Genomic DNA, 22,271 nt, shown 5'->3' on the forward strand with positions numbered 1-22,271 from the left:
AACGTGTGGCTTATTACGTTCAAACTTAGCCTTAGCCATGTTAATCTTCCTCGTTTACGTCGAACACAATTCTGAGTAAAACCCAGCTCCGACATATCGTTTAAAAAAAACCAAACACCAAATACTTGAAAAGCAGACTAAATAGCCTGCTTTTGAAATATTTTTGCAACCACGTTGCCAAACTGTAATCTGGAGCTCTTATCGAGATTTGAACTCGAGACCTCTCCCTTACCAAGGGAGTGCTCTACCACTGAGCTATAAGAGCAAATATTAGCACTTCAAACAATGGAGCGGGAGACGAGGATCGAACTCGCGACATGCAGCTTGGAAGGCTGCCGCTCTACCAACTGAGCTACTCCCGCACGATGTTGGTACTTACCACTTTGAAGTCTTAAAATTGGTGGTGAGGGAAGGATTCGAACCTTCGAAACTTTCGTAGCGGAGTTACAGTCCGCCCCCTTTGACCGCTCGGGAACCTCACCATTTTTACACTTACATCAGTGTCGTTCTTTACTTCGCACTCCAAACTCTCTAAGATGGTGCCGGCACACGGATTCGAACTGTGGACCTACTGATTACAAGTCAGTTGCTCTACCAACTGAGCTATGCCGGCGTTTCTTAGTGTTTCGTACGTTTCGTATCGGAACGGTGTGCAGTTTAGCAAAACTCAGAATCCATGCAAGTGTTTTTTTCAAAAAAAACGCCAAAAACTCACAAAATTAATCCGTTTGATGATAATTCAACCGCTTTGATCACTGCGCGAGCTTTTATTTGGGTTTCATTCCATTCTGACTCAGGATTTGAGTCCGCAACCAGCCCTGCTCCGGCCTGAACATAGACCTTATTTTCACGAATCACGCAGGTACGAATGGCAATCGACATGTCCATTTCACCATGCCAGCCTAAATAACCAACAGCGCCGCCAAAAATTCCGCGTTTTACTGGCTCCACTTCGTCAATAATTTCCATTGCACGGATTTTTGGCGCACCAGAAAGTGTTCCAGCCGGGAAAGTTGCCTTAAAAACATCCAGTGCATCGACATCATCACGTACTTCACCTTGTACATTTGACACAATGTGCATCACATGCGAGTAACGTTCGATCACCATTTGATCAGTGACTTGTACTTTACCAATTTTTGACACGCGACCAACATCATTTCGGCCCAAGTCAATCAGCATCAAATGCTCGGCAATTTCTTTTTCATCAGAAAGCAGATCTTTTTCCAGTGCCAGATCTTCTTCTTTGGTTTTACCACGTGGACGCGTACCCGCCAATGGACGAACAGTCGCAATGCCATTTTCCAGACGAGAAAGAATTTCAGGCGAAGAACCCACAATATGGAATGGTGTGTTATTACCAAGCGTTTGCCCTTGTACCAGGAACAAATAAGGCGATGGATTAAGGTGACGTAATGCGCGATAGACCTGTAAAGGCTCACCATCGAAATCAGAAACCATACGATGACCTGGCACCACCTGCATCACATCTCCGGCACGGATGTACTCTTTTACCTTTTCAATAGAGGCAATAAAGTCGTCATGTCCAGTTAAAGACTCAAAATGCGGTGCTGTATGTTTTTCTGCTTTCAGGCTTACCGGTGTCGCCAGAATATTTTCCAGTTCATCCAGCTGCTGCTGTGCTTTATCATAAGCTGCCGGATCAGCTGCATCGGCATGTACAATCAGGAACAGGGTATCTTTCAAGTTATCGAATACGATGACGGTTTTGGACAGCATCATCCAGATATCTGGCAAGCCTACAGGATCGGCTTCAGGCACATTTTTTAGCTTAGGTTCGATATAACGTACTGAGTCATAACCAAAATAACCGACAAGACCACCAGTAAAGCTTGGTAAGGCTGGAAGTTCCACCTGAGTAGGTACTTTAAACTGTGCTTGAAAGTCACGGATATACTGGAATGGATCGGCACAGTGCTGTTTTTCAATAGAGCCATCTGGATGCTGAACAGTCAGTTCACCCGCATTACAGGAGAATACAGTGGATTCACCCAGACCGATAATTGAATAGCGTGCCCAGTTCTCCCCCCCTTCCACAGATTCGAACAGATAAGCCTGTTGGTGTTGTTTCAGACGGGCAAAGATAGATAAAGGAGTATCGGTATCAGCCAGACGCTGACGGTATACAGGAATCAGGTTGAAGCCTTGAGATGCAAGTTGCTGGAATTGAGCTGAAGTTGTCATTCGGTTTTTCTCTTTAAATTGGGGTTACTCAGTATGAAAATGGAATTGGACTGAGCGACGCCATCGAAAAACCTTACAACTATTCATCTTATTTCCTTCGTACCCTATTTAAGCAAGCAACTCACGTAGATCATCAACAATTTCTTGAGGATCACAGTCTGCTATATTTTCACCATGATTATAGCCATAGCTGACTACAATACAATCTATACCCGCACGGCGCGCAGCTTCGATGTCATTGACTGAGTCCCCGATCATCAGTACCTGATCTTTGGTCACGCCATAATGCTCCACACAATGCAACAACTGACGCGGATCTGGCTTACGCTCGGCAAAGCGATCACCACCAATGGTGTCATCAAAGTATTTCGCCATTTCCAGAATATCCAGAATACTGCGTGCCGGTTCTTCTGGTTTATTGGTCACACAGATCAGTTTTTTATCGTTAGCCTTACCCCATTCCAGAAACTCGATAATTCCGTCAAATGGCTTGGTATCTACACAAGGATCGGCATTATAAATTTCCAGGAACGTCGTAAGTAATTCCTGATGTTGGGCAGGTAATACTTCTCCCACCAGATGCTGGAGTACGCTTTCACAGAACTTGGACGTCCCTTTACCAATCCAGACTCGCACCTGCTCCTCAGTCACCAGTGGTAGCTGCAAGACATTCAGGCTCATATTCATGGCTCGATACAGATCATGGGCTGAATCCACCAAGGTACCATCCAGATCGAATAAAATCAGCTTACGTTGTTCCAGTTGTGCAATTGACATCCTGCCCCTCATTTTCTTTATTTGCAGCCATAAAAAAGGCATGCGTGATGCATGCCTCGATTGTAACCAATCATGGGCTTATTTAAACAACACCCAGGCGATAATCGCTAAAATAATCAGAACGATTAGCGAAATCAGTCCAATAGATGCATTTTTCTGTGCTTCTTTTTCCTGCTCTACACGAGAAACAGGCTGTTCCACCGGAATTGGAGCGGGTTCTGGCTTAACTGAGCTCAGGTCTACACCCTCAGCAATAGGCGCAGGTTTTGGAATACCAACATTGGTCGGCATACCATCACGGGTCAAGTTGACTGAAGCATCACGCTCTTTCAATTCTGGAATGCCCTGCTCATTCATCTGCTGGGCAGGAGTTTTCTCAACCGTTTCGATTTCTTCAACCACTTGCTCTGCTGTTTCTTCAACTTCTGGCGCCACTTCAACAGGCGCTACAGGTTCAAGAACCAGAAATTTCAAGCTGGCAAACTGGACTACATCGTCTTGTTTTAATCGCGTTTCCTGCTCAATACGCAAGTCATTCACGAAAGTGCCATTAGATGAGCCTAGATCCTGTACCCATAGTGCATCGTTTTTCAGCAGAAAAGCAGCATGCTTACGCGAGATTTCCGCAGCCTGCAGCACAATATCAGCCGCCTGATGACGCCCTACCAGCATGTCACGTTCGATTGCTATTTCCTGTCCGGTCAAGTCATCGGTAATTGCCTGTATTTTCCAAGTCATGAAATCTACTTCTCTATTTTCTTTGACATTATCATAACATGCTGTATGCAAATGCGAATGGTCTAGCTTTTGGGTCTAAGTGTGGTTGTTGTAACGGTATTTCTACTTTTTTCAACCTGCTGGACTGGCTGCTGTACCACTTGTCGCTGAATCCCCGGCTCAATTGCTACCGGTGTAGCTACTGCTGTAGCTGACGGCGTTGGTGCTGGGGCACTTGGGACATTCTGGTAGGTCGAATTCGTCAGTGGTGTCTTAGAAACTGGAATACGCTGCTGATACACATCTTCAACACTTTCCGGCAACTTGGCAAAATTACCGTCTGAATCGAGTGCCAATTGCAGGCTGTACAGCTGACCATAACGTTGCTGAGTCAGTTTACGCACTTCATTTCTATCACCCACAATCGTTGGGTGGATAAAGATCAACAGGTTTCGTTTCTGATTAGATTTACCTTCTGAGCGGAACAAACGTCCCACCCCTGGAATTGCCCCTAGACCGGGTACTGCCTGACGTCCATAACTAGTATTGTCCGAAATCAAGCCACCTAATACGATCGTTTGTCCATGTTCTGCCAGAATCGAGGTTTTGATCGCACGTTTGCTGGTGACCAAATCTTGTGCTTGGCCTTTATTGGCTTTTACATCTGAGACTTCCTGTTCAACTTCGAGACGTACAGTACCATCTTCACCAATGTGCGGTACAACTTTTAAGGTTACACCGACATCTTTACGCTCAATAGTGGTATAAGGATTAGCAACACCTGCGGCTCCCGTAGAAACTGAACCGGTCACAAAGGGTACGTTTTCACCGACAACGATGTAAGCCTCTTCATTGTCCATGGTCACAATGGATGGTGTAGACAACAGATTAGACTTGGTGGTTTCTTTTAAGGCCTGAATCATCGCGCCGTATAAACGGCGTGAACCATCACTACCTTCACGATAATCACCGATTACCAGTGAACTGCCTGCACCTACAGTACTTGCCGCACCTGCACCACCGCCAGTCAGATAACCTGCTGCAATATTTTTCAGACTAGTACCAAAATTATCAAAATTGATCAGACCAATTCCGCTGCTGATATCACCTAAGGCCCATTGCACACCCAGCTGATCTGCATCTGTCCCTTCTACTTCAATAATTGCTGCTTCAATCAGAACCTGTTGACGGCGTACATCTAACTGACCAATGGCAGATTCGATTTCACGCATCAGTTGCGGGTCTGCTTTAACCACCAGAGAATTCTGCGTGGCATCCGCAATAATGCTGACGCCATTGGCATTAAAGCTGCTGATCCCGCCCTGCTCGGTTTTCATGCCAGTATTTAGCTGTATATTGGATGCACCTAAGCTGTTTGAGCTAGTGGTATTATTGTTATTCAGGTTATTAGTCGAATTATATGAAGACGAACTAGAAGAAGAATTATCCAAACTCGTATTGACTGCTTGCCCTGTCACTAACCCCTGCAAAATTTCCGAAAGATTCTTGGCACTGGCATATTTCAAACGAAAGACTTTTAAACCACCCAGACGGTCTGCTGCAGGTACATCCAGCGTTTCGATAATCTGACGAATTCGCTTGCGTGTTGCCGGATCACCCTTAATCAAAATCCGGTTAGTACGCACATCTGCCATGACCCGCACCCGCGAACCACGCAAATCTTTAGCCGCGCCTGTTGCTGCCATTGAATCAATCAGCTCGATCATTTCTTCGGCCTGACTGGATTGCAGGCTAATGGCTTCAATATCATTCTGGCCCGTGCCATCCAGATTACGGATGATGGTTTCCAGCTGATAGATATTAGTGGCTCGGTCCGACACAATTAGTGCATTGGTGCCCGGAACGGCAGCCAAATGGGCAAACTGTGGCATTAACGGACGCAGGGCCGGAATCAGGTCATTCGGATTGGTATTTTCCAGCCAGATCACGCGAGTGACAATCTGGTCACCAGTCGCACGATGACGTGCATCATAGGGAATCCCGGAGCTTTTGACATTGCTGTCTGGAACCAGCTTGATGGTATTTCCTGAAGGAATGGCCACTACACCATTGACATTCAAGACCCCTAAAAACAGGTCATAAACTTCGTTTTTATTCAGTGGCTTGTTGGAAATGACCGTGACATTACCTCGAACCCGAGGATCTACCGCAAAATTTTTACCGGTAATATCCGCCACTTCATTAATGAAGGCGGTTAAGTCTGCATCCCGGAGATTGATTTTCCAGGTTTGCGCATAACTTGCCGTACTGACCATAGCAACCAATGGTGCGGCCACACAGAATGCCCATGCTGATCGATTATTATTAAATAAAGCCATAAACTTTTGTGTTTCCTAACCCTATGCGTGATGACACATCACTTCAAATCCTGTTGTATGGTCATCACCTGATCACCACGTTTTATTTCAAGTTTGACCTGACCTTCACGTCGAGCCTGTTCCAGTAACTGTGCTTCGGTTTGTCCCTGCGACAGGGTCTGACCATTCAAAGACAAAATCCGGTCTCCCGGTCTTAATCCCAAGCGATTACGCAGTGCAGCCGGTGTCCGTGAAGTCACTTCATAACCACCCTCTGCTGCACTTACCCCCATATTCTGTAAGTACTGGTCCTTATTTTCCTGCATCTGCTGGATAGCCCGATTGATTTCACTCTGCGGTGAAGGTTGCTCAGGCATACCACTTTCCGTATGCATCGGAGGCATCGGATTTGAAGATGCTGAGGTATCCGGCACGATTGGCTGGTTTAAACCATTTTCCAACCCTTTAAACAGGATTTCTTGGGTCGCACCGCTTGATTTACGCAAAATCACCCGGTCCCAATACACTTCAGCCAGCGTAAAACCGCTATTCCCCAATACTTCTCCGACCCGATAACGGTCAGACTGGTCATTAATTTTCAAGACTGCTGAAGAGTTATAGCTTGGGCTCGCCACCACAACTCCCTGCAAGACAATATTGGCAGTTTCAGCAGTGTTCGCTGCGTAAGTATTTTCCTGAAATAATGAAAAGACACTAATGTTCGGCACTTGAGCCTGTTGTGACCCCAGTTCTACCTGATCAATCTGCATCGCTTGTGGCGGAGCCACCAGAAGCCAGAATAAGGCGGCCAATTTCCAGCATAAATACAGAATCAGCAGGAACAATAAAATCGGAGCGATACGCTCTGTCTGCTTCAAATCAATATTTTTAAAATAATCGAGTGGGCTTGCCATTAGTTAAAGCCCCCCATTAAAGGCTGACGGGTACTAATCACGTAAGTATCCAGTCCAGCTTTACCCGTATAAGAAGGAGCATTCAATAGAAAACGCTGTGTCAGCTGAATATCCAGCATCAAGCTTGGATCCAGTTTAATATTCAACATACGTTGATCACGATTGTCGCGTACGTCCAACAGCAGCTGCCCATTCTCATCGGATAACTGACCACTCAGAACCGGTACATTCATACGCTCCTGACGCTGGGCAAACGTGTAAATCAGTTCACCACCGCTCCACTGCATCTGGCCATCTACATGGCTAAAGCCTTGCTCTTTTTTATATTTAAAATCGAGTTCTTTAAACTGAATCGGGTTGGTTGGCCATTGCCAGTCAGCAATCTTCTTTAAAGTTTCAGGTGCAAGCTGTCCCTCAAGATTTTTGACGGTTAAAGTTTTATTCAGACCATAGCCCATCACACCCGAAAACTGGGTATTACCGCTATGCAGATCAATATTCGCTCCTAATCTCAGCAATAACAGGTCCAAAGGACGAACCTGCCAGTTCAGACTTCCCCGAAGATTACCTTTTTTCCAGTCCGCACTTCCCTGCCAGATATTCCCGCTTACATTATGTAAGACCTGATTATTTTTATAAAATTTTGAAATTAACCAAGCTGCAGGTACTTGCAGAATCACAAAGACAAAAAAGGCTAGAATTGCAAATATCAACCATTTTAATGTTTTCGGCTTATTGCTCATCCCGCCACGACCAACCTATCCAATCGAAACCCCTAAATTTATAGTTTTGTCATTTTATAATCCCATTATGCACACTTTTTCTCTGACGCCAATTCATAGGCATAAAAAAACCAAGCAGGATATGCTTGGCTGATCAATCACCGGCCGTATGCATACCAGCCTGATGATGAATAATGAGGAAAAAGGATTAGATCACAAAATCTTCCAGTTTTGCGCCTTTCTCTAATTCAGCAACTAACCAGCGTGGCTGTTTACCGCGACCAGTCCAGGTGTCTTCCGGATTGCTTTTACTGCGATAACGTGGCTCTACAGACTTACGTGCAGTTTTTTTACGTTTAGAAGCACCAAACTCAAGAAGCTGTTCAATCGTTAAGCCTACTTTGTCGGCAATATCCAATACCTGATGATAAGCATCTTCAATTTCCTGATCTTTTTTCAAAGCAATTAAAGACTCAGCTTCTGCTTGTAAACGTTTTAACTCTTCAACTGATAAATTTGTAATGTCTGGCATCATGTTCTCCAATAAATAGCATTATTTCTTTTAATAAATAACGAACCCATGATATTTATATTAAGTGTAATATTCAATATAAAATTTTAAATGTATAACAATAAACTTAAGGGTCATTACAAAATTAATCATTAAATTAGAGATGCAACGCTAGTATTAAATTTCATGTTGTACAGTTAATTCCAGCGATTTTATTTTTTCTCGAATATGTTCAGGTATTTCAGTTTTCTGCATATTTTTATTTAAACATACAATTACTGCTTCTGAAGTAGCTACGATACTTTGCTGCTGTTCACTCCATAATAAATAATGCATTCTGACTGCACTATTCCGAATTTCATCAATTCGTGCCGCCACTTTTAATTGATCTGGATAAACCACAGGTTTTAAATAACGGCATTGATTTGAAGCCACTACTGTTAAAATATCTTCATCAAAGATATTTAATTTACCCAAATAAGCCAAACGGGCACTTTCTATATAACGGTAATACATGGCATTATTAACATGCCCAAACGCATCCATGTCTCCCCATGCAACAGTTTGCGAATAAATCACCGGATATTGTTGTAATTCTGACATTATTTCCTCAAATTCTGATTTCGATAAAATTAACATTCGATTCAAATACGGCATTTAACTGCTGTATTAAATCCTCTCTTCCCTGTAATACAGATTTAATTCTCAAATAGCTCATGCGAATGTCATCTGGATAGAGATCCAGCAATTGCTGAGCTTCTTCTACCCGGCCAGTCGCCTGTAGAATATGCCATTTGGCAAAACTTAATATTGGCAGTGCAGTATATTTTGCATCCCAAACTGAGATCTGCTGCTCAATATCTGCATAATCTGGAAACTGCTTTAATAACTGCTGCTGGAACCATAAATAAAATACATCCTGATTAAATTGGAGTTCCAGTAAGTGTTTAGCAAGGCATTCATGCTCAACACTCATTTCCGGCATTCTAAATAACAGTTTCAACCATAATAGCTTGACTTCATAGTCACGATTAAATATATCCTGTTTTAAATCAAGATAACGTTGTTTTAAATATTCCAAATCATCTTCAGTAGCCTGGTCATAAGCTATTAATAATTGCTGCAGCCATATTTTTTTTACTTCTTGGTCTAAATGACCATATTTGGTTGAACGTAAATATAACCAGGGAAACTGTAAGGCAAATTGTCCCCATAAAGCATTTAAACGCTGCTCATAAGCGGTTTTGACTCGTCTTAACCAGGGAGATAACTCATGCTGATTTAAAAACTCTAAATGTGTTAATGCCTGCTGACCATCTTGCTGTGATAAATAGATTTCAATCCGCTGTAATTCTGCCAGTTCAAATGCCATTGGATTAGACTGATTTAAACTACTTAATGCTTCGCTATATTGTTGCTGTCCCCAGGATAATCGGGCATCAATAATATGCTTGAGCAATCCTGACTGATTAAAAGACTGCTGGATAAAATCCCGTTGATCCTGTGCAGCATTTAATAACCAAACCACAGCTAACTGCTCATAAGGATGCAGGCGGGCAAAGCTGAATACCGTTTCATGTTTACGCCGTTTAAAGCTGAGATAACGCTTGGTCGCATACCACAGCATATGCATCATGAAGCTGATTACGATAAGCAAGCCCACCAGAAACCAGAAAGTGGTCTGGATCTGTAGTTCGCGCCAATACAGATAGACATAGCCCGCACCATAACCATAGCTCAGTACGCTCAAGATCGCTAAGCCCAGCAAACCAACCAGTAAATAAGCAAGTAAAATCTGTTTCATAAGCAATTAACCGATCAGGGTACGCGTATTGAGCTGAGGAGTAGGCGTTTGAGGTGCCGCCTTGATTTGCTCCAGTCGCTGAATCCATTGTTTGCTTTGCGCATCCGGAAGTTGAGCCAATACCTCGATCACACTTTTCAGGGCTTGCTGGAAAGCTACCTGCTGTCCTTGTTGCACACTATTTTCTGCAATCAGTAAACGCAGCTGAGCTTCTTTTAAGACCAGATTACGCTGCATTAAGACTGCACTCGGCTTCTCGACTGATTCAATCTGAATCCAGCGCTGCCAGAATGAGCTTTGGGATGTAGCGCGATTCTGATGCTGCACCTGGATTTCCTTTTCCATTTCAACATCAATCTGTTGCAGTAATTCTTTTAATTTATTCTGTTGTACTAAACGATTATTGATGAACTGCTTAAGGACTTCCCGATCCTTGTCAATCGCCTGATTCAGGCTACCCAGAAGAGCAGGTGCCAGTTCTAGATGTTCAAGCTGATTGGATAATTGGTTCAACTTTTCCATAGCCATTGCATATTGTTGCTGCTGCAAGGCAAACTCAACCAGATCCAGATATTGCTCGACTAAAGGTAGATCATCCTGCAAGTCAGCCCTAGGAGTATCCTGAACTGTCCCCTTGTTCGGTGTTTCAGGGTTTGCTGTTTGGCCCGTAGCAACCTGACGCTTTAAGGCCACCAGCTGATCATTCAGATTGGCATTCTGCTGTTGCAGCTGCTTAAAATTCTGGGTCAATTCAGTCTGTACTGAATTTAAGCCAAACAGGTCATAGCTCAGCTTGGCAATCCACGCCAAGCTCAAGATGAAAAAAACAATGAATAATTTTTTCATGCGTTTCCTAGTACATCAGTAGCTGCTGCAAAATCGTCGATCCGCTTAAGTCCTCTAACTGAGCGAATTGGAAACCAGCCTGATGTTGCTGTTGATATTCCCCAAGCATGGCAGCCAAACGCGGCCCCAAAACCAAATACAATGCCCGATTGATGAGATGCGGATACGGCTGCATCAAGGCTAGCCAGTTAAGCCAGCTCGCTTCACTGCTGACCAAGACTGCATAACGGGGATTAGCTTCAAGGCTCGTCAAATGTTTAGCTAATATCTCGGAAGTAACTGGCGGACACTGACGATCATATAAAATGAAATTCAATATATGAATTTGCTGATCCTTTAAATGCTGCATCATAAATTGACGCCCACCTTCACCTCGCCAAAAGGCGACAGTTGATCCGGTAGCTAACTGCTGTAGCGCAGGCAATTGCAGCATCCCTTCCGAAGTCTCCACATCAGGCACATAACTCTGGATACCGTAGCTTGCTAAAGCCTGCTCGGTAGCTTTACCTACAGCGACCCACTGGACACTTCCAAGATCACTCAATGATAGACCTGCCTGCTGCAAATATTGCATGCCCATCTGGGCAGCGGTCGGACTCACGACGACGATCAGTTTTGCTTGGGGTAGCTGCCTAAATAAACTGGCCAGCTCATCCGTATAAGGCTGCTGTAGCAGTTCTAGCAAGGGTAACTCTATCACCGGAATCTGCGCTGTCTGTAGGGCTTGCGTTAAATTTGCAGCACGATCACTCGGACGGGTATTAATGAACAACATTATTTTGAATAAAGGGCTTTCAGTAACTCGCCTGCGCCCTGATCTAGCAGATCTTTAGCCAGCTGCACGCCCAATTGTTCTGCATCTGCCATGTTTCCGCTCTGCTGTGCACGTAGCAAAGTTGCGCCATCTACGCTACCGACCCGGCCTTCAATCGAAATGACACCTTCATTTAAAGTGGCATAGCCTGCGATTGGCACCTGACAGCCACCTTCCAGATAGGCATTAAAGGCACGTTCGGCACGGACACAGGCATCAGTTTCTACATGTAACAGAGGCTGGATTAAATCTAATACTGCTTGATCTCCACTCCGGCATTCCAGGCCCAGTGCACCCTGTCCTACTGCGGGTAAACTTACTTCAGGCACAATACTATGACGAATACGATCTGCAAGGCCCAAGCGTTTTAAACCGGCACTGGCCAGGATGATTGCATCATACTGACCTGCATCCAGTTTGGATAAGCGTGTACCAACATTACCGCGTAAATCGATAATCTCAAGGTCCGGACGCTGTTTTAAAATCTGGGTTTTACGGCGCAAGCTGGAAGTTCCAACTTTGGCACCTTGAGGCAATTCGTCAAAACTGGCATAAGTATTTGAGACAAAAGCATCCAGTGGATCTTCACGTTCACAGATGACTGCCAAAGATAAGCCTTCAGGCAAAGCCATTGGCACATCTTTCATTGAATGGACTGCCAGATCAGCACGACCATCTAGTAAGGCTGCTTCTAATTCTTTTACAAATAAGCCCTTACCGCCAATTTTAGCCAATGGCGTATCAAGAATTTTATCACCCTGTGTAACAAAAGTGACTAACTCGACCTGAAGTCCAGCATGCAGGTCCTGTAAGCGTGCACGGATATGTTCCGCCTGCCAGAGCGCAAGTGGACTTTGTCGAGTAGCAATTTTTAGGGTCTTCATAAATTTCAATAAACAGTCAATGAGAACAATAGTCTAAACTTAACCTGCTCACTTGAAAATGCAAGCGAATTTATGCAAGTTTCAATACTGGTCCAGACGAACTCATTGATCCGTTTAGAGTTTCTGAATCCGTTCCCGCAAGAATGGCAAATGACGCCGACTGACCGCCAGACGCTCTTCCAGTTCACGACAACGCACCTGATACTGGCCGGAACTCACCACTTCCAAGCCTTCCAGATAGTGAACCGAAACCAGTGCATTACGGTGAATCCTGATGAACTGATGTCCAAACTCCTGTTCCAACTCCTTCAGGGTTTCATCAATCAGGACACTGCCGTTTTTATGGCGTACGGTCACATATTTTTGATCCGCCAGAAAATAATAGATATTTTCAACTGGCACCAATTCGACCCCGCGATAGGTCTTTGCCGCAATTTGATGGCGGCTGATATTGATTTCTTCCATATTTTCTTTTTGTTTTAGTTGGCTCATTTGAGCTTGGGTAAGTTTAATTAGATGCTCTAAAACCTGTGCCAATTCCTGTTGCATCACCGGTTTAAGCAGGTAGCCGTCTGCATTAGACTTGAATGCATCCAGCGCGTGTTGGTCATAGGCCGTACAAAAGACAATAGCCGGCATCGGGTCGAGCTGACGCAAATGCTGCGCACAGGTCAAACCATCCATTTCAGGCATTTGAATATCTAATAAGATGACATCAGGTTCATGCTGGTGAGCCAGATCAATTGCTTGACGACCATGCGTAGCTGTTGCAACCACATCATGCCCCAGTTGAGAGACTAAACGTGATAGTCGCTCGACAGCCAAAGGCTCATCGTCACAAATCAGGACGTCCATTTCTCCTCCTTAATCCAGTCAACATTATTCATTTGATTATAAGTTAACTGTGATTTCCTTGATTTCTTTTTATTTATAGCGATATTGCACAACCGTGGTAAACACCCCTCCACCGGCGAAAGTTTGAAACGTCATCGTAGGTCCGTAATAAGCTTCCAGACGCTGTCTGACATTTTCAATTGCAATACCATGTCCCTTTTTTAATGTTTTATTATCCTGCGTATAGGGGTTTGTTATGATGATATTAATTTGATTTTGCAAGATTTCAATCAATATGCTTATGGTACTCTTTGTCAAAATTTTTTCAACTCCATGGAAAATACTATTTTCCACTAGGGGTTGTAAAGTCAATAATGGAATTTGGACTTGTGAGTATAAGTCTTTGTTTTCTAATTTCCATTCGACCTGTAAACGCTCTCCCAGACGAATCTGTTCAATCTCCAAATAGCGCTGGCAGAGTTCAATTTCTTCCTGCAACTTGACCAGTTTCAATTCCTGAAAACTGGCCCGAAATAAACGGGACAAATTCAGCAACATTTGTTCGGCTTTGTCCGGGTCAATACTGATCAGGCTAATCACGCTATTGAGACTATTAAACAGAAAATGCGGATGAATCCTGGCCTGCATGGCCTGAATCCGTGCATGTAATTCACTGTGCTGCTGCTGCTCCCATTGTTCACGCAAATACAGATAGCGAAAACAGAACATGCCTAACAGGATACCAAAACTCAGATGTAGGCCGACCTGATCCAGTGCGACTGCCAGACTCAGTCCCTGAAAATTCAAATTGCTGCCAAAATAAGTCAGCACATTCAGACTGGTCGTAGTTACCAAAACAATCGCCTGTAATAGCAAAAATCCGCAGATTAATGCCAGCTTAATCCCCATACGTTGAAAGTGCTGATGAAAAAGCTCGACTAGCGCTGCAAAACATAACAGTATCCAGTTGATATACAGCATATATTGAAGCAGATCTGCCAGATTGAGTGCCTGCCAGGACTGTGCTTTTGCCAAGGCTAAGACCATGGCCAGCACATTGCCGCCAATAAACATTTCCAGCAAATAGTGCAGCTTGCCGATCTGGCTAAAAAAATAAGAGCTTTGCACTGATCCGGTCGGAGATGTAAAAGATTGATCGACTTGGACTTCGGCAACGGGCTTTGAATTTGTTATACTCTTTTTCGTTCTACTGCTTTTAATCTGATTGAGCCGACATGACCACATCTTCTAATTCCTCAAATCCATCACAAGCCCAGACTTCGGGTATGTGGGGCGGTCGTTTCTCTGAAGCGACTGATGCTTTTGTTGCTGAATTTACAGCATCTGTTCAATTTGACCAACGTTTTTATAAACAAGACATTGCAGGCTCGATTGCACATGCAACCATGCTGGCAAAAGTTGGCGTACTGACCGAACAGGAACGTGATGACATTATCGAAGGTCTGACTGCCATTAAAGCAGATATTGAAGCAGGTAACTTCGAATGGCGCATTGACCTTGAAGATGTGCATATGAACATTGAGTCGCGCCTGACTCAGCGTATCGGCATCACCGGTAAAAAATTGCATACGGGCCGTAGCCGTAATGACCAGGTTGCCACAGATATCCGTCTGTATGTCCGTGATGAAATTGATGCCATCCTGGAATTACTGAAAAAATTGCAAAAAGGCATCCTGGGTCTGGCAGCTAAAAACACCAATACCATCATGCCAGGTTTTACCCATCTGCAAACTGCACAGCCAGTGACTTTTGGTCATCACTTAATGGCTTGGTTTGAAATGCTGGTACGTGACTCTGAGCGTCTGATTGATTGCCGTAAACGTGTTAACCGTATGCCACTCGGTTCTGCTGCTCTGGCAGGTACGACTTACCCGATTGACCGTGCTTATACCGCTGAGCTTCTAGGTTTTGAAGCTGTTGCTGAAAACTCACTTGATGCTGTTTCTGACCGTGATTTCGGTATTGAATTCAATGCTGCGGCATCTTTAATTATGATGCACCTGTCACGTATGTCTGAAGAAATGATCCTATGGACATCGGCTCAGTTCAAGTTCGTAAATATTCCAGACCGTTTCTGTACTGGTTCATCTATTATGCCGCAGAAGAAAAACCCGGATGTACCTGAACTGATCCGTGGTAAAACTGGCCGTGTATATGGTGATCTGATGAGCTTGTTGACCCTAATGAAAGGTCAACCGCTTGCTTACAACAAAGATAACCAGGAAGACAAAGAACCATTATTTGATGCGATCGATACCGTCCGTGGTTCACTAATGGCATTTGCGGATATGATTCCTGCGCTTGTACCAAACATCGAAATTATGCGTGAAGCAGCACTTCGTGGCTTCTCAACGGCCACTGACCTGGCAGATTATCTGGTAAAAAATGGCGTAGCATTCCGTGATGCACACGAAATTGTGGGTAAAGCGGTAGCTCTGGGTGTACAGGAAGGTAAAGACCTGTCTGAACTGACACTTGAGCAACTGCAACAGTTCTCTGATCTGATTCAGGCAGATGTATTCGAAAAAGCCCTGACCTTAGAAGCATCTGTGAATGCACGTAATCACATCGGTGGTACTGCACCTGCACAGGTTGAAGCTGCGATCGAACGTGCGCATGCTCGCCTAGAGAAACTTTACGCTTAATTGCTTTCGCTTTAAATTGGAGTATTGATATGTCTCGACAAGTTTTTTGCCGTAAGTATCAACAAGAAATGGAAGGTTTAGACTTTGCACCATTCCCGGGTGCAAAGGGTCAGGAACTGTTTGATACGATATCTAAACAGGCTTGGCAAGAATGGCTGAAACACCAGACCACGCTGATCAATGAAAAGCGTTTAAACGTGTTTGAACCGGATGCGAAAAAGTTCCTTGAAGAGCAACGCGAGAAGTTCTTTAACAATGATGAATCATTGGAAAAAGCTGAAGGTCTAAAGCCTGAAGAAAAATAAGGCGCTGCCTTATTTTTCTTCAAGACAAGCACCGAAGGTGCGCGTAGGTCAACATTTGAAAAGCTCCATAAACGGGGCTTTTCTTATATCAAAAACACTGCTCTGCCCTTGCACAAGACAAGCAGCTATGAGTTCATAGAATAAAAAAACTCCTTACATAGAAATTTTTTTATCTAAGCTCAAGCTTTTCTTTTACGTAAATTAAGCGAAACATATAACTTCGAATGCTATAAAAAATTAATCTATAAAAAGAATTCCCTTTTTAATTTGAAAATTACTTCTTCATCAGATCATGAGTTAAATACCAGGCAAGAGACTCCTCGGATATTCTTTTTCTATAGATACTCTATTTCCCTTAAAAGCACTCTAAAAATTATTCTAGCTTTCATGAAATCGAAAATTATTGAACTAAAAAACAGGCTCAAAACCTGTCATTTTCCTACCGTGTTTTTTAAATTTAAGCAGCCATTATCTTACTGAAAAGCAATCAGATTTGTATCAAAATAATCAATTGTAAATTCTGTATACATTGCTCTCACAAAACACAACATTCAGCTACAAGAAACCACATGATTTTGTGGAAGGTGTTCCCTATAATGACCAGCAAGAAGATGAGATATCTTTGAATAACTATAATAATAACTGAGAAATACCCCCGATTTCATCCCAGTTCTTCCCCCAAAGGCTGGGTATTTTTTTGCCTGCTATTTTTATATTTCCTATTTCAGCTATAAAAAAAAGCCCCTTTAAGGAGCTTTTATTGATTAAGGCTGTTTCAGATATGGCCAGGCTGCTTTTAGATAAATAAACATTGACCATAAGGTCAGTACCACAGCTGTATATAGCAAAGCATAAGCCAGCATTTCTAGCGGTGGCCAGTTCAGCAGGAAAACCGTAATTGCGATCATCTGGAACGCGGTTTTGTATTTACCCACTGTCGACACCGCCACACTGGTACGCGCACCGAGTTCAGCCATCCATTCACGTAAAGCTGAAACTGTAATTTCCCGTGAAATAATCACAATCGCTGCAAAAGCCATCGAGATCGAAGGTTGCCATTGCACTAAGACAATAAGCGCAGCAGCGACCATCAACTTGTCTGCAACTGGATCCAAAAAACGACCAAAAGCAGACGTCTGATTCAGAGTACGCGCCAGATAACCATCAAACCAGTCAGTGACTGCAGCCACTACAAAAATTGTCGTTAAGATAATATGCCGCGTCACATCAGGACTGGTTTCATTAAATCCCATTGCCGGTGGCCAATATGCGACCAATAAAAAAACCGGAATCAGGATAATACGAGCCAAGGTCAAGATATTTGGAATATTCAGGATACGACCTGTAGTCATAGACACCGCCAATTGTTCCCCTCATGTACGATGAAAATGCACACTTTTTTCGAGGTTTAATCCATCATTAATAAGCTTCACTTTATACGAATTGACTTGAAGTGTCACTAGGCAAACACCGTCACTGTCTGTCTGGCCATCGCAATCAGCCGATTTTCTGCATCCCACAGATAGGCATGTTCTGTTGAATAACCGTCAGCCGCATGGTCGGTAATCACTTTATATTTAAACCAATCATGTAGCTGATGCTGCACTGGATGCACATAGGTTACAGTCCAGGTCAGGCTGCTCGCCGGGGCCAGTGTCTGAAACATCGGCAACACCCCAGGTGGCCAGATGTCAAAAATGGCCATCAGGTCAGCTAACTGAAATTCACGGTCAGAATGTAGATCGGGGTGGAAGCGGCACCAGCCTTCAAAATCAGGACGTACACTTGAACTGCACGGCAGATTCAGGTCTGCCCATCTGAGTTCGAAATGATCAAAGCACTTTGGAAGCTTGAACTGTGCAGGAATCCGGAACAGGGTTTCAGGAGGAGCATAATCCGGAGCCTGCATTTCCTGATGTACCTGAATGCTAGAATCACGCGCTACACCGAAACTGGCAATCAGAATGCTCTGAACAGCCTCATCCTGCCATAGACGCACTTCGATGGTAGTGACCGATTTGCCTTCACGCAGAATTTCCGCAGTCAGGCGTGCTTTGCCTTCCTGTACCGGGCCAACAAAAGTCACACTGGTACTCAGCAGACGTTTAGCAGGATCATTGATCGTCACCACGGCTTTTTGCATCATGACTGCAGCTGCAAGTCCACCGTAGATGGTTCTTCCCTGCCCCCAGCCTGTCGGCATTTCAATCCATTCTTGCTGCGCAATTTGTGCGTACAGTGCTTGCAACGACATATCGATCCTTCAACTTTGTCTGATGAACCGATATATTGCTGGAAAAATCTATGAATAGAAATGGCCTTTGACTCGAAGGTCAATGTGCATTTCTGCACTTGTAATTGATATAAAACGATTACTCATGCAGAACTTTATAAATCATCCGGGCCATCACCGAACCCAGACCCGGCACCAGTTGCAGGTCTTTTTCAGAAGCTTTAAGCACGCCCTGAATCCCGCCAAAATGGGTCAATAAATCACGACGGCGCTTCGGCCCCAGTCCCGGAATAACCTCCAGTACCGATGATCCCCGTTTTTTATCGCGTTTGGCCCGATGGCGGGTAATGGCAAAACGGTGAGCTTCGTCACGTACCTGCTGGATCAGATGCAGGGCCTTATGATCTTCTGGAAGCTGAATCTTGCTGCCATCGGTAAAATGCAGGGTTTCCAGACCTGGCTTACGCCCTTCGCCTTTAGACACACCAACCATAAAGGCATCCAGTCCAAGTTCTTGCATGACTTCCATCGCCATATGCAATTGCCCTTTACCACCGTCAATCAGCAGCAAATCTGGCAGCATGGCTTTTTTATAACGGCGGGTTAAGGCCTGACGCATCGCGGCATAGTCATCCCCCGCCTGAATATCATTGATAGAAAATTGGCGATAATCACGTTTGCGTGCACCACCACTGTCAAACACCACACAGGAGGCAACCGTATCTTCACCCATAGTATGCGAGATATCGAAACACTCAATCCGATCTACAGGTCGTCCCACGACTTCCTCTAACTGATGGAAACGTTCATTCAGCTCAAAGTGATTGGCCAGCTTGCCCTGAATGGCATGTTGCACATTCATCTGAGCGAGTTCCAGCCATTCGGCACGGGTTTCCCGGACTTTGGACTTGATCTGAATTTTCTTGTCAAAATGTTGAGAAAGTGCGGCTTCCAGCTCCTTCCGATCTGGCATTTCAATATTTACGATCAGTTCAGAAGGAATTTCATCGGCAACCTGGAAGTAGAAATTGGCAATAAAATCCGAGAGCATTTGCCCCAGATCATCACTCAGCATATCCGGGAAATAGCCTTTACCGCCGAGCATTTTGCCATTACGCACATGCATGATTTGCACACAGGTCACCCCTGCCTGATAGGCAATCGCCAGAATATCCGCCTCACCTTTGACTTTATAAATCGCCTGCTGGGCCTGTACATCACGCAGTAACGCCATCCGGTCACGATAAAATACCGCCTTTTCAAATTCCAGATTTTCTGCAGCTGCTTCCATCTTGGCAATCAGTTCCTGATTCAGCTCTTTGGTATCGCCTTGCAGGAAGCGAATCGAATTATTGACATCTTCCTGATAATCCTCAGGCGAAATCAGGCCGACACAAGGGCCGGAACAGCGCTTGATCTGATATTGCAAACAAGGTCGAGTACGATTGGCAAAGAAACCGTTCTCACAGGAACGTACGTTGAATAATTTTTGCAGAATAACCAAAGTATCGCGGGCATTGTAAGCACTCGGATAAGGTCCAAAGAACTTGCCGACCTGATGTTTGCCCTTGCCACGACCGCTGGCAATCCGCGGATAAGGCTTGTCTGCAGAGACAAAAATATAGACATAGGATTTGTCATCACGCAGCATGATGTTATATGGCGGACGATGCAGTTTGATCAGGTTTTGCTCTAGCAATAAAGCTTCAGTTTCTGAACGCACCACCAAGGTTTGAATGTCATAAATCCGTGCTACCAAAGCTTGAGTCTTGGGATGATCAAGGGTTTTGACAAAATAACTGGAGACCCGATTTTTCAGGTTCTTGGCTTTTCCCACATATAAGAGTTCGCCATCTTTGCCATACATCCGGTAGACCCCGGGTAAGGTAGTCATATTGGCCAAGATTTTTTCAATATGAGGGCGTGCGTTATGAGGGCGTGCGTTCTCGTTCACCTAAAACCTATTTTTCACCTGCAATATGCAGATATATGTGATGTTTAATGTGTCATTTTCAAGCGATGACACAAAATTCATCCGAACTGTCATCCAAAGTGAAACAGGTTATGCTCAAAGTGCCGTATTTATAAGCAACCCAATATGGTCTGATTGCTAAAAGCTATAAGTCGCCTGAACTAACTTTGCTATGCTCGACAGGTTCAATCTCGAGATGATCCAAGATGACAAGTTCCCAATCCGGTATTCATGTTGTGCAACCTGCCACCTCTAGCCATAGTCAGTCTGAGCGTGACCGTTTGATTGGGAAACCGCGTTTTCATTTTGAACCTCAGTCTGTAATGCAGTTGCTACGGGAACGGATCATCGGTCAAGATGTGGCCTTAAATGAAATTGAAAAAATGCTGCATGTGGTCAAGGCTGACTTTTCCAGTCCAGAACGTCCGCTTTCGGTTACCTTAATGCTTGGCCCGACCGGTGTTGGCAAGACCGAAACTGTGCGCCTGATTGCCGAAGCAATTTATGGCCGCCCTGATGCTTTCTGCCGGATTGATATGAATACTTTGGCGCAGGAACATTATGCAGCTGCACTGACTGGTGCGCCTCCGGGTTATGTTGGCTCTAAAGAAGGTCATAGCCTGTTTGATGAAACCGCTATTGCCGGAAGCCATACCCGTCCCGGCATCATGCTGTTCGATGAACTGGAAAAAGCCAGTACTGAAGTCATTCGTGGCCTGATGAATGTACTGGATACCGGCCGACTGACGTTGACTGCTGGTACCAAAACTATCGATTTTCGTAACTGCATGATTTTTATGACCAGTAATATCGGCGCACAGGCCTCACAGCAATATCTGGAAAAGCTCAGTTATCTGCCGCAAAAAGTGCAGCAACTATGTCTGAAAAAAGTACCGACCCAGCAGATCATTGAAAAAGTCATGCAGCGCAAGTTCGATCCTGAATTTTTAAACCGGATTGACCGTACCTTGCACTATCAGGCCGTCCAAAATGATGCCCTGCCACGACTGGTTGAGATTGAGCTGGATAAATTAAATCAACGTCTACAACACCAGAAACGACAGATTCACCTCACTGATGCAGCCAAGGCTCATTTTTATCAAGGTCATGACATCCGTTATGGCGCCCGTCATCTGGGCCGGAAAATACGGACTGAACTGGAACCAATCTTAGCGATTTATTTCCTGAACCATCCGGAGCAACTGCAACTCCATCTGGACTGCATTAATGGTCAATTGCTAGTTCAACCTCAAGCATCTAATTTCAATTAAACTGTTTGATGTGCTTGAATCGCCTGAATCAATGCATCCGGGTCTTTAGGTGAAATCAGGACATATTTTTGCTGATCTGCCAACGTATAGCTGACTTTTAAACGCTTGAAAGACAAAGCAGGTGCAATTTCTGAGTGATCTGTAGGCTGGATGTTCTGAATTGAACTGAGCGGAATTTGCCAGCTCAGCCATAGGCTTTTAATGGTCAATTGCCCATCCTGCACGATATAACGGGTACTCCAGACCGGCCACCAGACCAAGAGGATTGTGAGTATATAGACTGCGGTATGCACTGGATATTGAGCCATCGTCCCTTTGGCCTGCATGGTCAGTAGTAATTGCAATAACAAACCACTCATACAGATTAAAAATGCCAGCAACCACCAGTCTTTTTTGGAACGAAATACACGCATCATCTTCCCCTTAATTTGTTTTATCTTACACAAAATCAGAATGATGTGGTGAATCTCTGCAAACA

21 protein-coding genes and 4 tRNA genes are annotated in these 22,271 nt (G+C 44.3%); 3 read left to right on the forward strand and 22 right to left on the reverse strand.

The annotated features are described in order from the left end of the window. Positions 1–190: 190 nt before the first annotated feature. The 18 genes from B3Q46_RS11025 to B3Q46_RS11110 form a co-directional block, all read right to left on the reverse strand. Positions 191–265 (reverse strand) — tRNA-Thr (locus B3Q46_RS11025). Positions 266–286: 21 nt separating this feature from the next. After that, positions 287–362, reverse strand: a tRNA-Gly gene (locus tag B3Q46_RS11030). A 36-nt stretch (positions 363–398) separates the two neighbouring features. After that, positions 399–482, reverse strand: a tRNA-Tyr gene (locus tag B3Q46_RS11035). A gap of 55 nt (positions 483–537) precedes the next feature. After that, positions 538–613, reverse strand: a tRNA-Thr gene (locus B3Q46_RS11040). Positions 614–711: 98 nt separating this feature from the next. Next, a complete protein-coding gene (gene trpE, locus B3Q46_RS11045) occupies positions 712–2,205 on the reverse strand; it encodes an anthranilate synthase component I (protein ID WP_208462599.1) in 1,494 nt (497 codons plus the stop codon). A 108-nt stretch (positions 2,206–2,313) separates the two neighbouring features. After that, on the reverse strand, positions 2,314–2,982 hold the full coding sequence (gene gph, locus B3Q46_RS11050; RefSeq protein ID WP_180013261.1) for a phosphoglycolate phosphatase: 669 nt from the start codon (positions 2,980–2,982) through the stop codon (positions 2,314–2,316). A 78-nt stretch (positions 2,983–3,060) separates the two neighbouring features. Beyond that, positions 3,061–3,720 carry an FHA domain-containing protein gene (locus B3Q46_RS11055; RefSeq protein WP_208462598.1) on the reverse strand — a complete coding sequence of 220 codons (660 nt, stop codon included), beginning with the start codon at positions 3,718–3,720 and terminating at the stop codon, positions 3,061–3,063. Positions 3,721–3,782: 62 nt separating this feature from the next. Then, the gene (gspD, locus tag B3Q46_RS11060; RefSeq protein WP_208462597.1) at positions 3,783–6,038 is read right to left on the reverse strand and encodes a type II secretion system secretin GspD; all 2,256 of its coding nucleotides are present in this window, start codon (positions 6,036–6,038) and stop codon (positions 3,783–3,785) included. Positions 6,039–6,076: 38 nt separating this feature from the next. Further along, the gene (locus tag B3Q46_RS11065) at positions 6,077–6,931 is read right to left on the reverse strand and encodes a type II secretion system protein N (protein WP_208462596.1); all 855 of its coding nucleotides are present in this window, start codon (positions 6,929–6,931) and stop codon (positions 6,077–6,079) included. Continuing rightward, the gene (gene gspN / locus B3Q46_RS11070; RefSeq protein WP_004781653.1) at positions 6,931–7,674 is read right to left on the reverse strand and encodes a type II secretion system protein N; all 744 of its coding nucleotides are present in this window, start codon (positions 7,672–7,674) and stop codon (positions 6,931–6,933) included. Before gspN ends, B3Q46_RS11065 begins: the two co-directional genes overlap by 1 nt. Positions 7,675–7,861: 187 nt before the next feature. After that, a complete protein-coding gene (locus B3Q46_RS11075) occupies positions 7,862–8,188 on the reverse strand; it encodes an H-NS family nucleoid-associated regulatory protein (protein WP_079281036.1) in 327 nt (108 codons plus the stop codon). Between the two features lie 153 nt (positions 8,189–8,341). Next, the gene (locus B3Q46_RS11080) at positions 8,342–8,767 is read right to left on the reverse strand and encodes an acyl-CoA thioesterase (protein WP_004781650.1); all 426 of its coding nucleotides are present in this window, start codon (positions 8,765–8,767) and stop codon (positions 8,342–8,344) included. A 7-nt stretch (positions 8,768–8,774) separates the two neighbouring features. Continuing rightward, positions 8,775–9,968, reverse strand: a complete 1,194-nt coding sequence (locus tag B3Q46_RS11085) for a heme biosynthesis protein HemY (RefSeq protein ID WP_180057924.1) — start codon at positions 9,966–9,968, stop codon at positions 8,775–8,777. A gap of 6 nt (positions 9,969–9,974) precedes the next feature. Continuing rightward, on the reverse strand, positions 9,975–10,814 hold the full coding sequence (locus tag B3Q46_RS11090; protein WP_208462594.1) for a hypothetical protein: 840 nt from the start codon (positions 10,812–10,814) through the stop codon (positions 9,975–9,977). Positions 10,815–10,821: 7 nt separating this feature from the next. Continuing rightward, positions 10,822–11,589 (reverse strand): uroporphyrinogen-III synthase, encoded by a 768-nt coding sequence (locus tag B3Q46_RS11095; RefSeq protein WP_208462593.1) that lies wholly within the window; start codon positions 11,587–11,589, stop codon positions 10,822–10,824. Beyond that, entirely contained in the window at positions 11,589–12,512 is a 924-nt protein-coding gene (gene hemC, locus B3Q46_RS11100; protein WP_286715441.1) for a hydroxymethylbilane synthase, read from the reverse strand. The genes B3Q46_RS11095 and hemC overlap by 1 nt, the downstream gene beginning before the upstream one ends. Positions 12,513–12,626: 114 nt before the next feature. Further along, the gene (locus B3Q46_RS11105) at positions 12,627–13,367 is read right to left on the reverse strand and encodes a LytR/AlgR family response regulator transcription factor (protein WP_005232557.1); all 741 of its coding nucleotides are present in this window, start codon (positions 13,365–13,367) and stop codon (positions 12,627–12,629) included. Positions 13,368–13,436: 69 nt separating this feature from the next. Then, the gene (locus B3Q46_RS11110; RefSeq protein ID WP_208462591.1) at positions 13,437–14,591 is read right to left on the reverse strand and encodes a sensor histidine kinase; all 1,155 of its coding nucleotides are present in this window, start codon (positions 14,589–14,591) and stop codon (positions 13,437–13,439) included. On the opposite strand from B3Q46_RS11110, the gene argH reads away from it, so the two are divergent. Then, positions 14,582–16,012, forward strand: coding sequence for an argininosuccinate lyase (argH, locus tag B3Q46_RS11115; RefSeq protein ID WP_051065353.1), 1,431 nt, complete (start codon positions 14,582–14,584; stop codon positions 16,010–16,012). The two genes, B3Q46_RS11110 and argH, sit on opposite strands and share 10 nt — an antisense overlap. 29 nt (positions 16,013–16,041) lie before the next feature. Continuing rightward, positions 16,042–16,317, forward strand: a complete 276-nt coding sequence (locus tag B3Q46_RS11120) for an oxidative damage protection protein (RefSeq protein ID WP_004781637.1) — start codon at positions 16,042–16,044, stop codon at positions 16,315–16,317. Between the two features lie 764 nt (positions 16,318–17,081). On the opposite strand, the gene pgsA is transcribed toward B3Q46_RS11120, so the two are convergent. The 3 genes from pgsA to uvrC form a co-directional block, all read right to left on the reverse strand. After that, positions 17,082–17,669 carry a CDP-diacylglycerol--glycerol-3-phosphate 3-phosphatidyltransferase gene (pgsA, locus tag B3Q46_RS11125; RefSeq protein ID WP_004781631.1) on the reverse strand — a complete coding sequence of 196 codons (588 nt, stop codon included), beginning with the start codon at positions 17,667–17,669 and terminating at the stop codon, positions 17,082–17,084. A gap of 107 nt (positions 17,670–17,776) precedes the next feature. Beyond that, on the reverse strand, positions 17,777–18,571 hold the full coding sequence (locus B3Q46_RS11130; RefSeq protein WP_208462590.1) for a thioesterase family protein: 795 nt from the start codon (positions 18,569–18,571) through the stop codon (positions 17,777–17,779). Between the two features lie 118 nt (positions 18,572–18,689). After that, a complete protein-coding gene (gene uvrC, locus B3Q46_RS11135) occupies positions 18,690–20,504 on the reverse strand; it encodes an excinuclease ABC subunit UvrC (protein WP_286715450.1) in 1,815 nt (604 codons plus the stop codon). Between the two features lie 224 nt (positions 20,505–20,728). Here uvrC and B3Q46_RS11140 point away from each other — a divergent pair, with 224 nt between their 5' ends. After that, positions 20,729–21,793, forward strand: coding sequence for an AAA family ATPase (locus B3Q46_RS11140; RefSeq protein ID WP_286715453.1), 1,065 nt, complete (start codon positions 20,729–20,731; stop codon positions 21,791–21,793). Here B3Q46_RS11140 and B3Q46_RS11145 read toward each other — a convergent pair. Further along, positions 21,790–22,206, reverse strand: a complete 417-nt coding sequence (locus B3Q46_RS11145) for a PH domain-containing protein (protein WP_286715456.1) — start codon at positions 22,204–22,206, stop codon at positions 21,790–21,792. The two genes, B3Q46_RS11140 and B3Q46_RS11145, sit on opposite strands and share 4 nt — an antisense overlap. Between the last annotated feature and the right edge of the window lie 65 nt (positions 22,207–22,271).

Origin of the sequence: Acinetobacter sp. UBA2581 (genome assembly GCF_002339435.1) — a bacterium.
GTDB lineage: Bacteria > Pseudomonadota > Gammaproteobacteria > Pseudomonadales > Moraxellaceae > Acinetobacter > Acinetobacter variabilis.

What these genes read in the sequence shown, in the direction of transcription:
- B3Q46_RS11140 (WP_286715453.1), top strand. Translation starts at nt 20,729, where the DNA reads ATGACAAGTTCCCAATCCGGTATTCATGTTGTGCAACCTGCCACCTCT.
- gph (WP_180013261.1), bottom strand. Translation starts at nt 2,982, where the DNA reads ATGTCAATTGCACAACTGGAACAACGTAAGCTGATTTTATTCGATCTG.
- argH (WP_051065353.1), top strand. Translation starts at nt 14,582, where the DNA reads ATGACCACATCTTCTAATTCCTCAAATCCATCACAAGCCCAGACTTCG.
- B3Q46_RS11095 (WP_208462593.1), bottom strand. Translation starts at nt 11,589, where the DNA reads ATGTTGTTCATTAATACCCGTCCGAGTGATCGTGCTGCAAATTTAACG.
- B3Q46_RS11090 (WP_208462594.1), bottom strand. Translation starts at nt 10,814, where the DNA reads ATGAAAAAATTATTCATTGTTTTTTTCATCTTGAGCTTGGCGTGGATT.
- B3Q46_RS11110 (WP_208462591.1), bottom strand. Translation starts at nt 14,591, where the DNA reads ATGTGGTCATGTCGGCTCAATCAGATTAAAAGCAGTAGAACGAAAAAG.
- B3Q46_RS11145 (WP_286715456.1), bottom strand. Translation starts at nt 22,206, where the DNA reads ATGCGTGTATTTCGTTCCAAAAAAGACTGGTGGTTGCTGGCATTTTTA.
- B3Q46_RS11085 (WP_180057924.1), bottom strand. Translation starts at nt 9,968, where the DNA reads ATGAAACAGATTTTACTTGCTTATTTACTGGTTGGTTTGCTGGGCTTA.
- B3Q46_RS11105 (WP_005232557.1), bottom strand. Translation starts at nt 13,367, where the DNA reads ATGGACGTCCTGATTTGTGACGATGAGCCTTTGGCTGTCGAGCGACTA.
- gspN (WP_004781653.1), bottom strand. Translation starts at nt 7,674, where the DNA reads ATGAGCAATAAGCCGAAAACATTAAAATGGTTGATATTTGCAATTCTA.
- trpE (WP_208462599.1), bottom strand. Translation starts at nt 2,205, where the DNA reads ATGACAACTTCAGCTCAATTCCAGCAACTTGCATCTCAAGGCTTCAAC.
- B3Q46_RS11130 (WP_208462590.1), bottom strand. Translation starts at nt 18,571, where the DNA reads ATGTCGTTGCAAGCACTGTACGCACAAATTGCGCAGCAAGAATGGATT.
- gspD (WP_208462597.1), bottom strand. Translation starts at nt 6,038, where the DNA reads ATGGCTTTATTTAATAATAATCGATCAGCATGGGCATTCTGTGTGGCC.
- pgsA (WP_004781631.1), bottom strand. Translation starts at nt 17,669, where the DNA reads ATGACTACAGGTCGTATCCTGAATATTCCAAATATCTTGACCTTGGCT.
- B3Q46_RS11055 (WP_208462598.1), bottom strand. Translation starts at nt 3,720, where the DNA reads ATGACTTGGAAAATACAGGCAATTACCGATGACTTGACCGGACAGGAA.
- B3Q46_RS11080 (WP_004781650.1), bottom strand. Translation starts at nt 8,767, where the DNA reads ATGTCAGAATTACAACAATATCCGGTGATTTATTCGCAAACTGTTGCA.
- B3Q46_RS11065 (WP_208462596.1), bottom strand. Translation starts at nt 6,931, where the DNA reads ATGGCAAGCCCACTCGATTATTTTAAAAATATTGATTTGAAGCAGACA.
- hemC (WP_286715441.1), bottom strand. Translation starts at nt 12,512, where the DNA reads ATGAAGACCCTAAAAATTGCTACTCGACAAAGTCCACTTGCGCTCTGG.
- B3Q46_RS11120 (WP_004781637.1), top strand. Translation starts at nt 16,042, where the DNA reads ATGTCTCGACAAGTTTTTTGCCGTAAGTATCAACAAGAAATGGAAGGT.
- B3Q46_RS11075 (WP_079281036.1), bottom strand. Translation starts at nt 8,188, where the DNA reads ATGATGCCAGACATTACAAATTTATCAGTTGAAGAGTTAAAACGTTTA.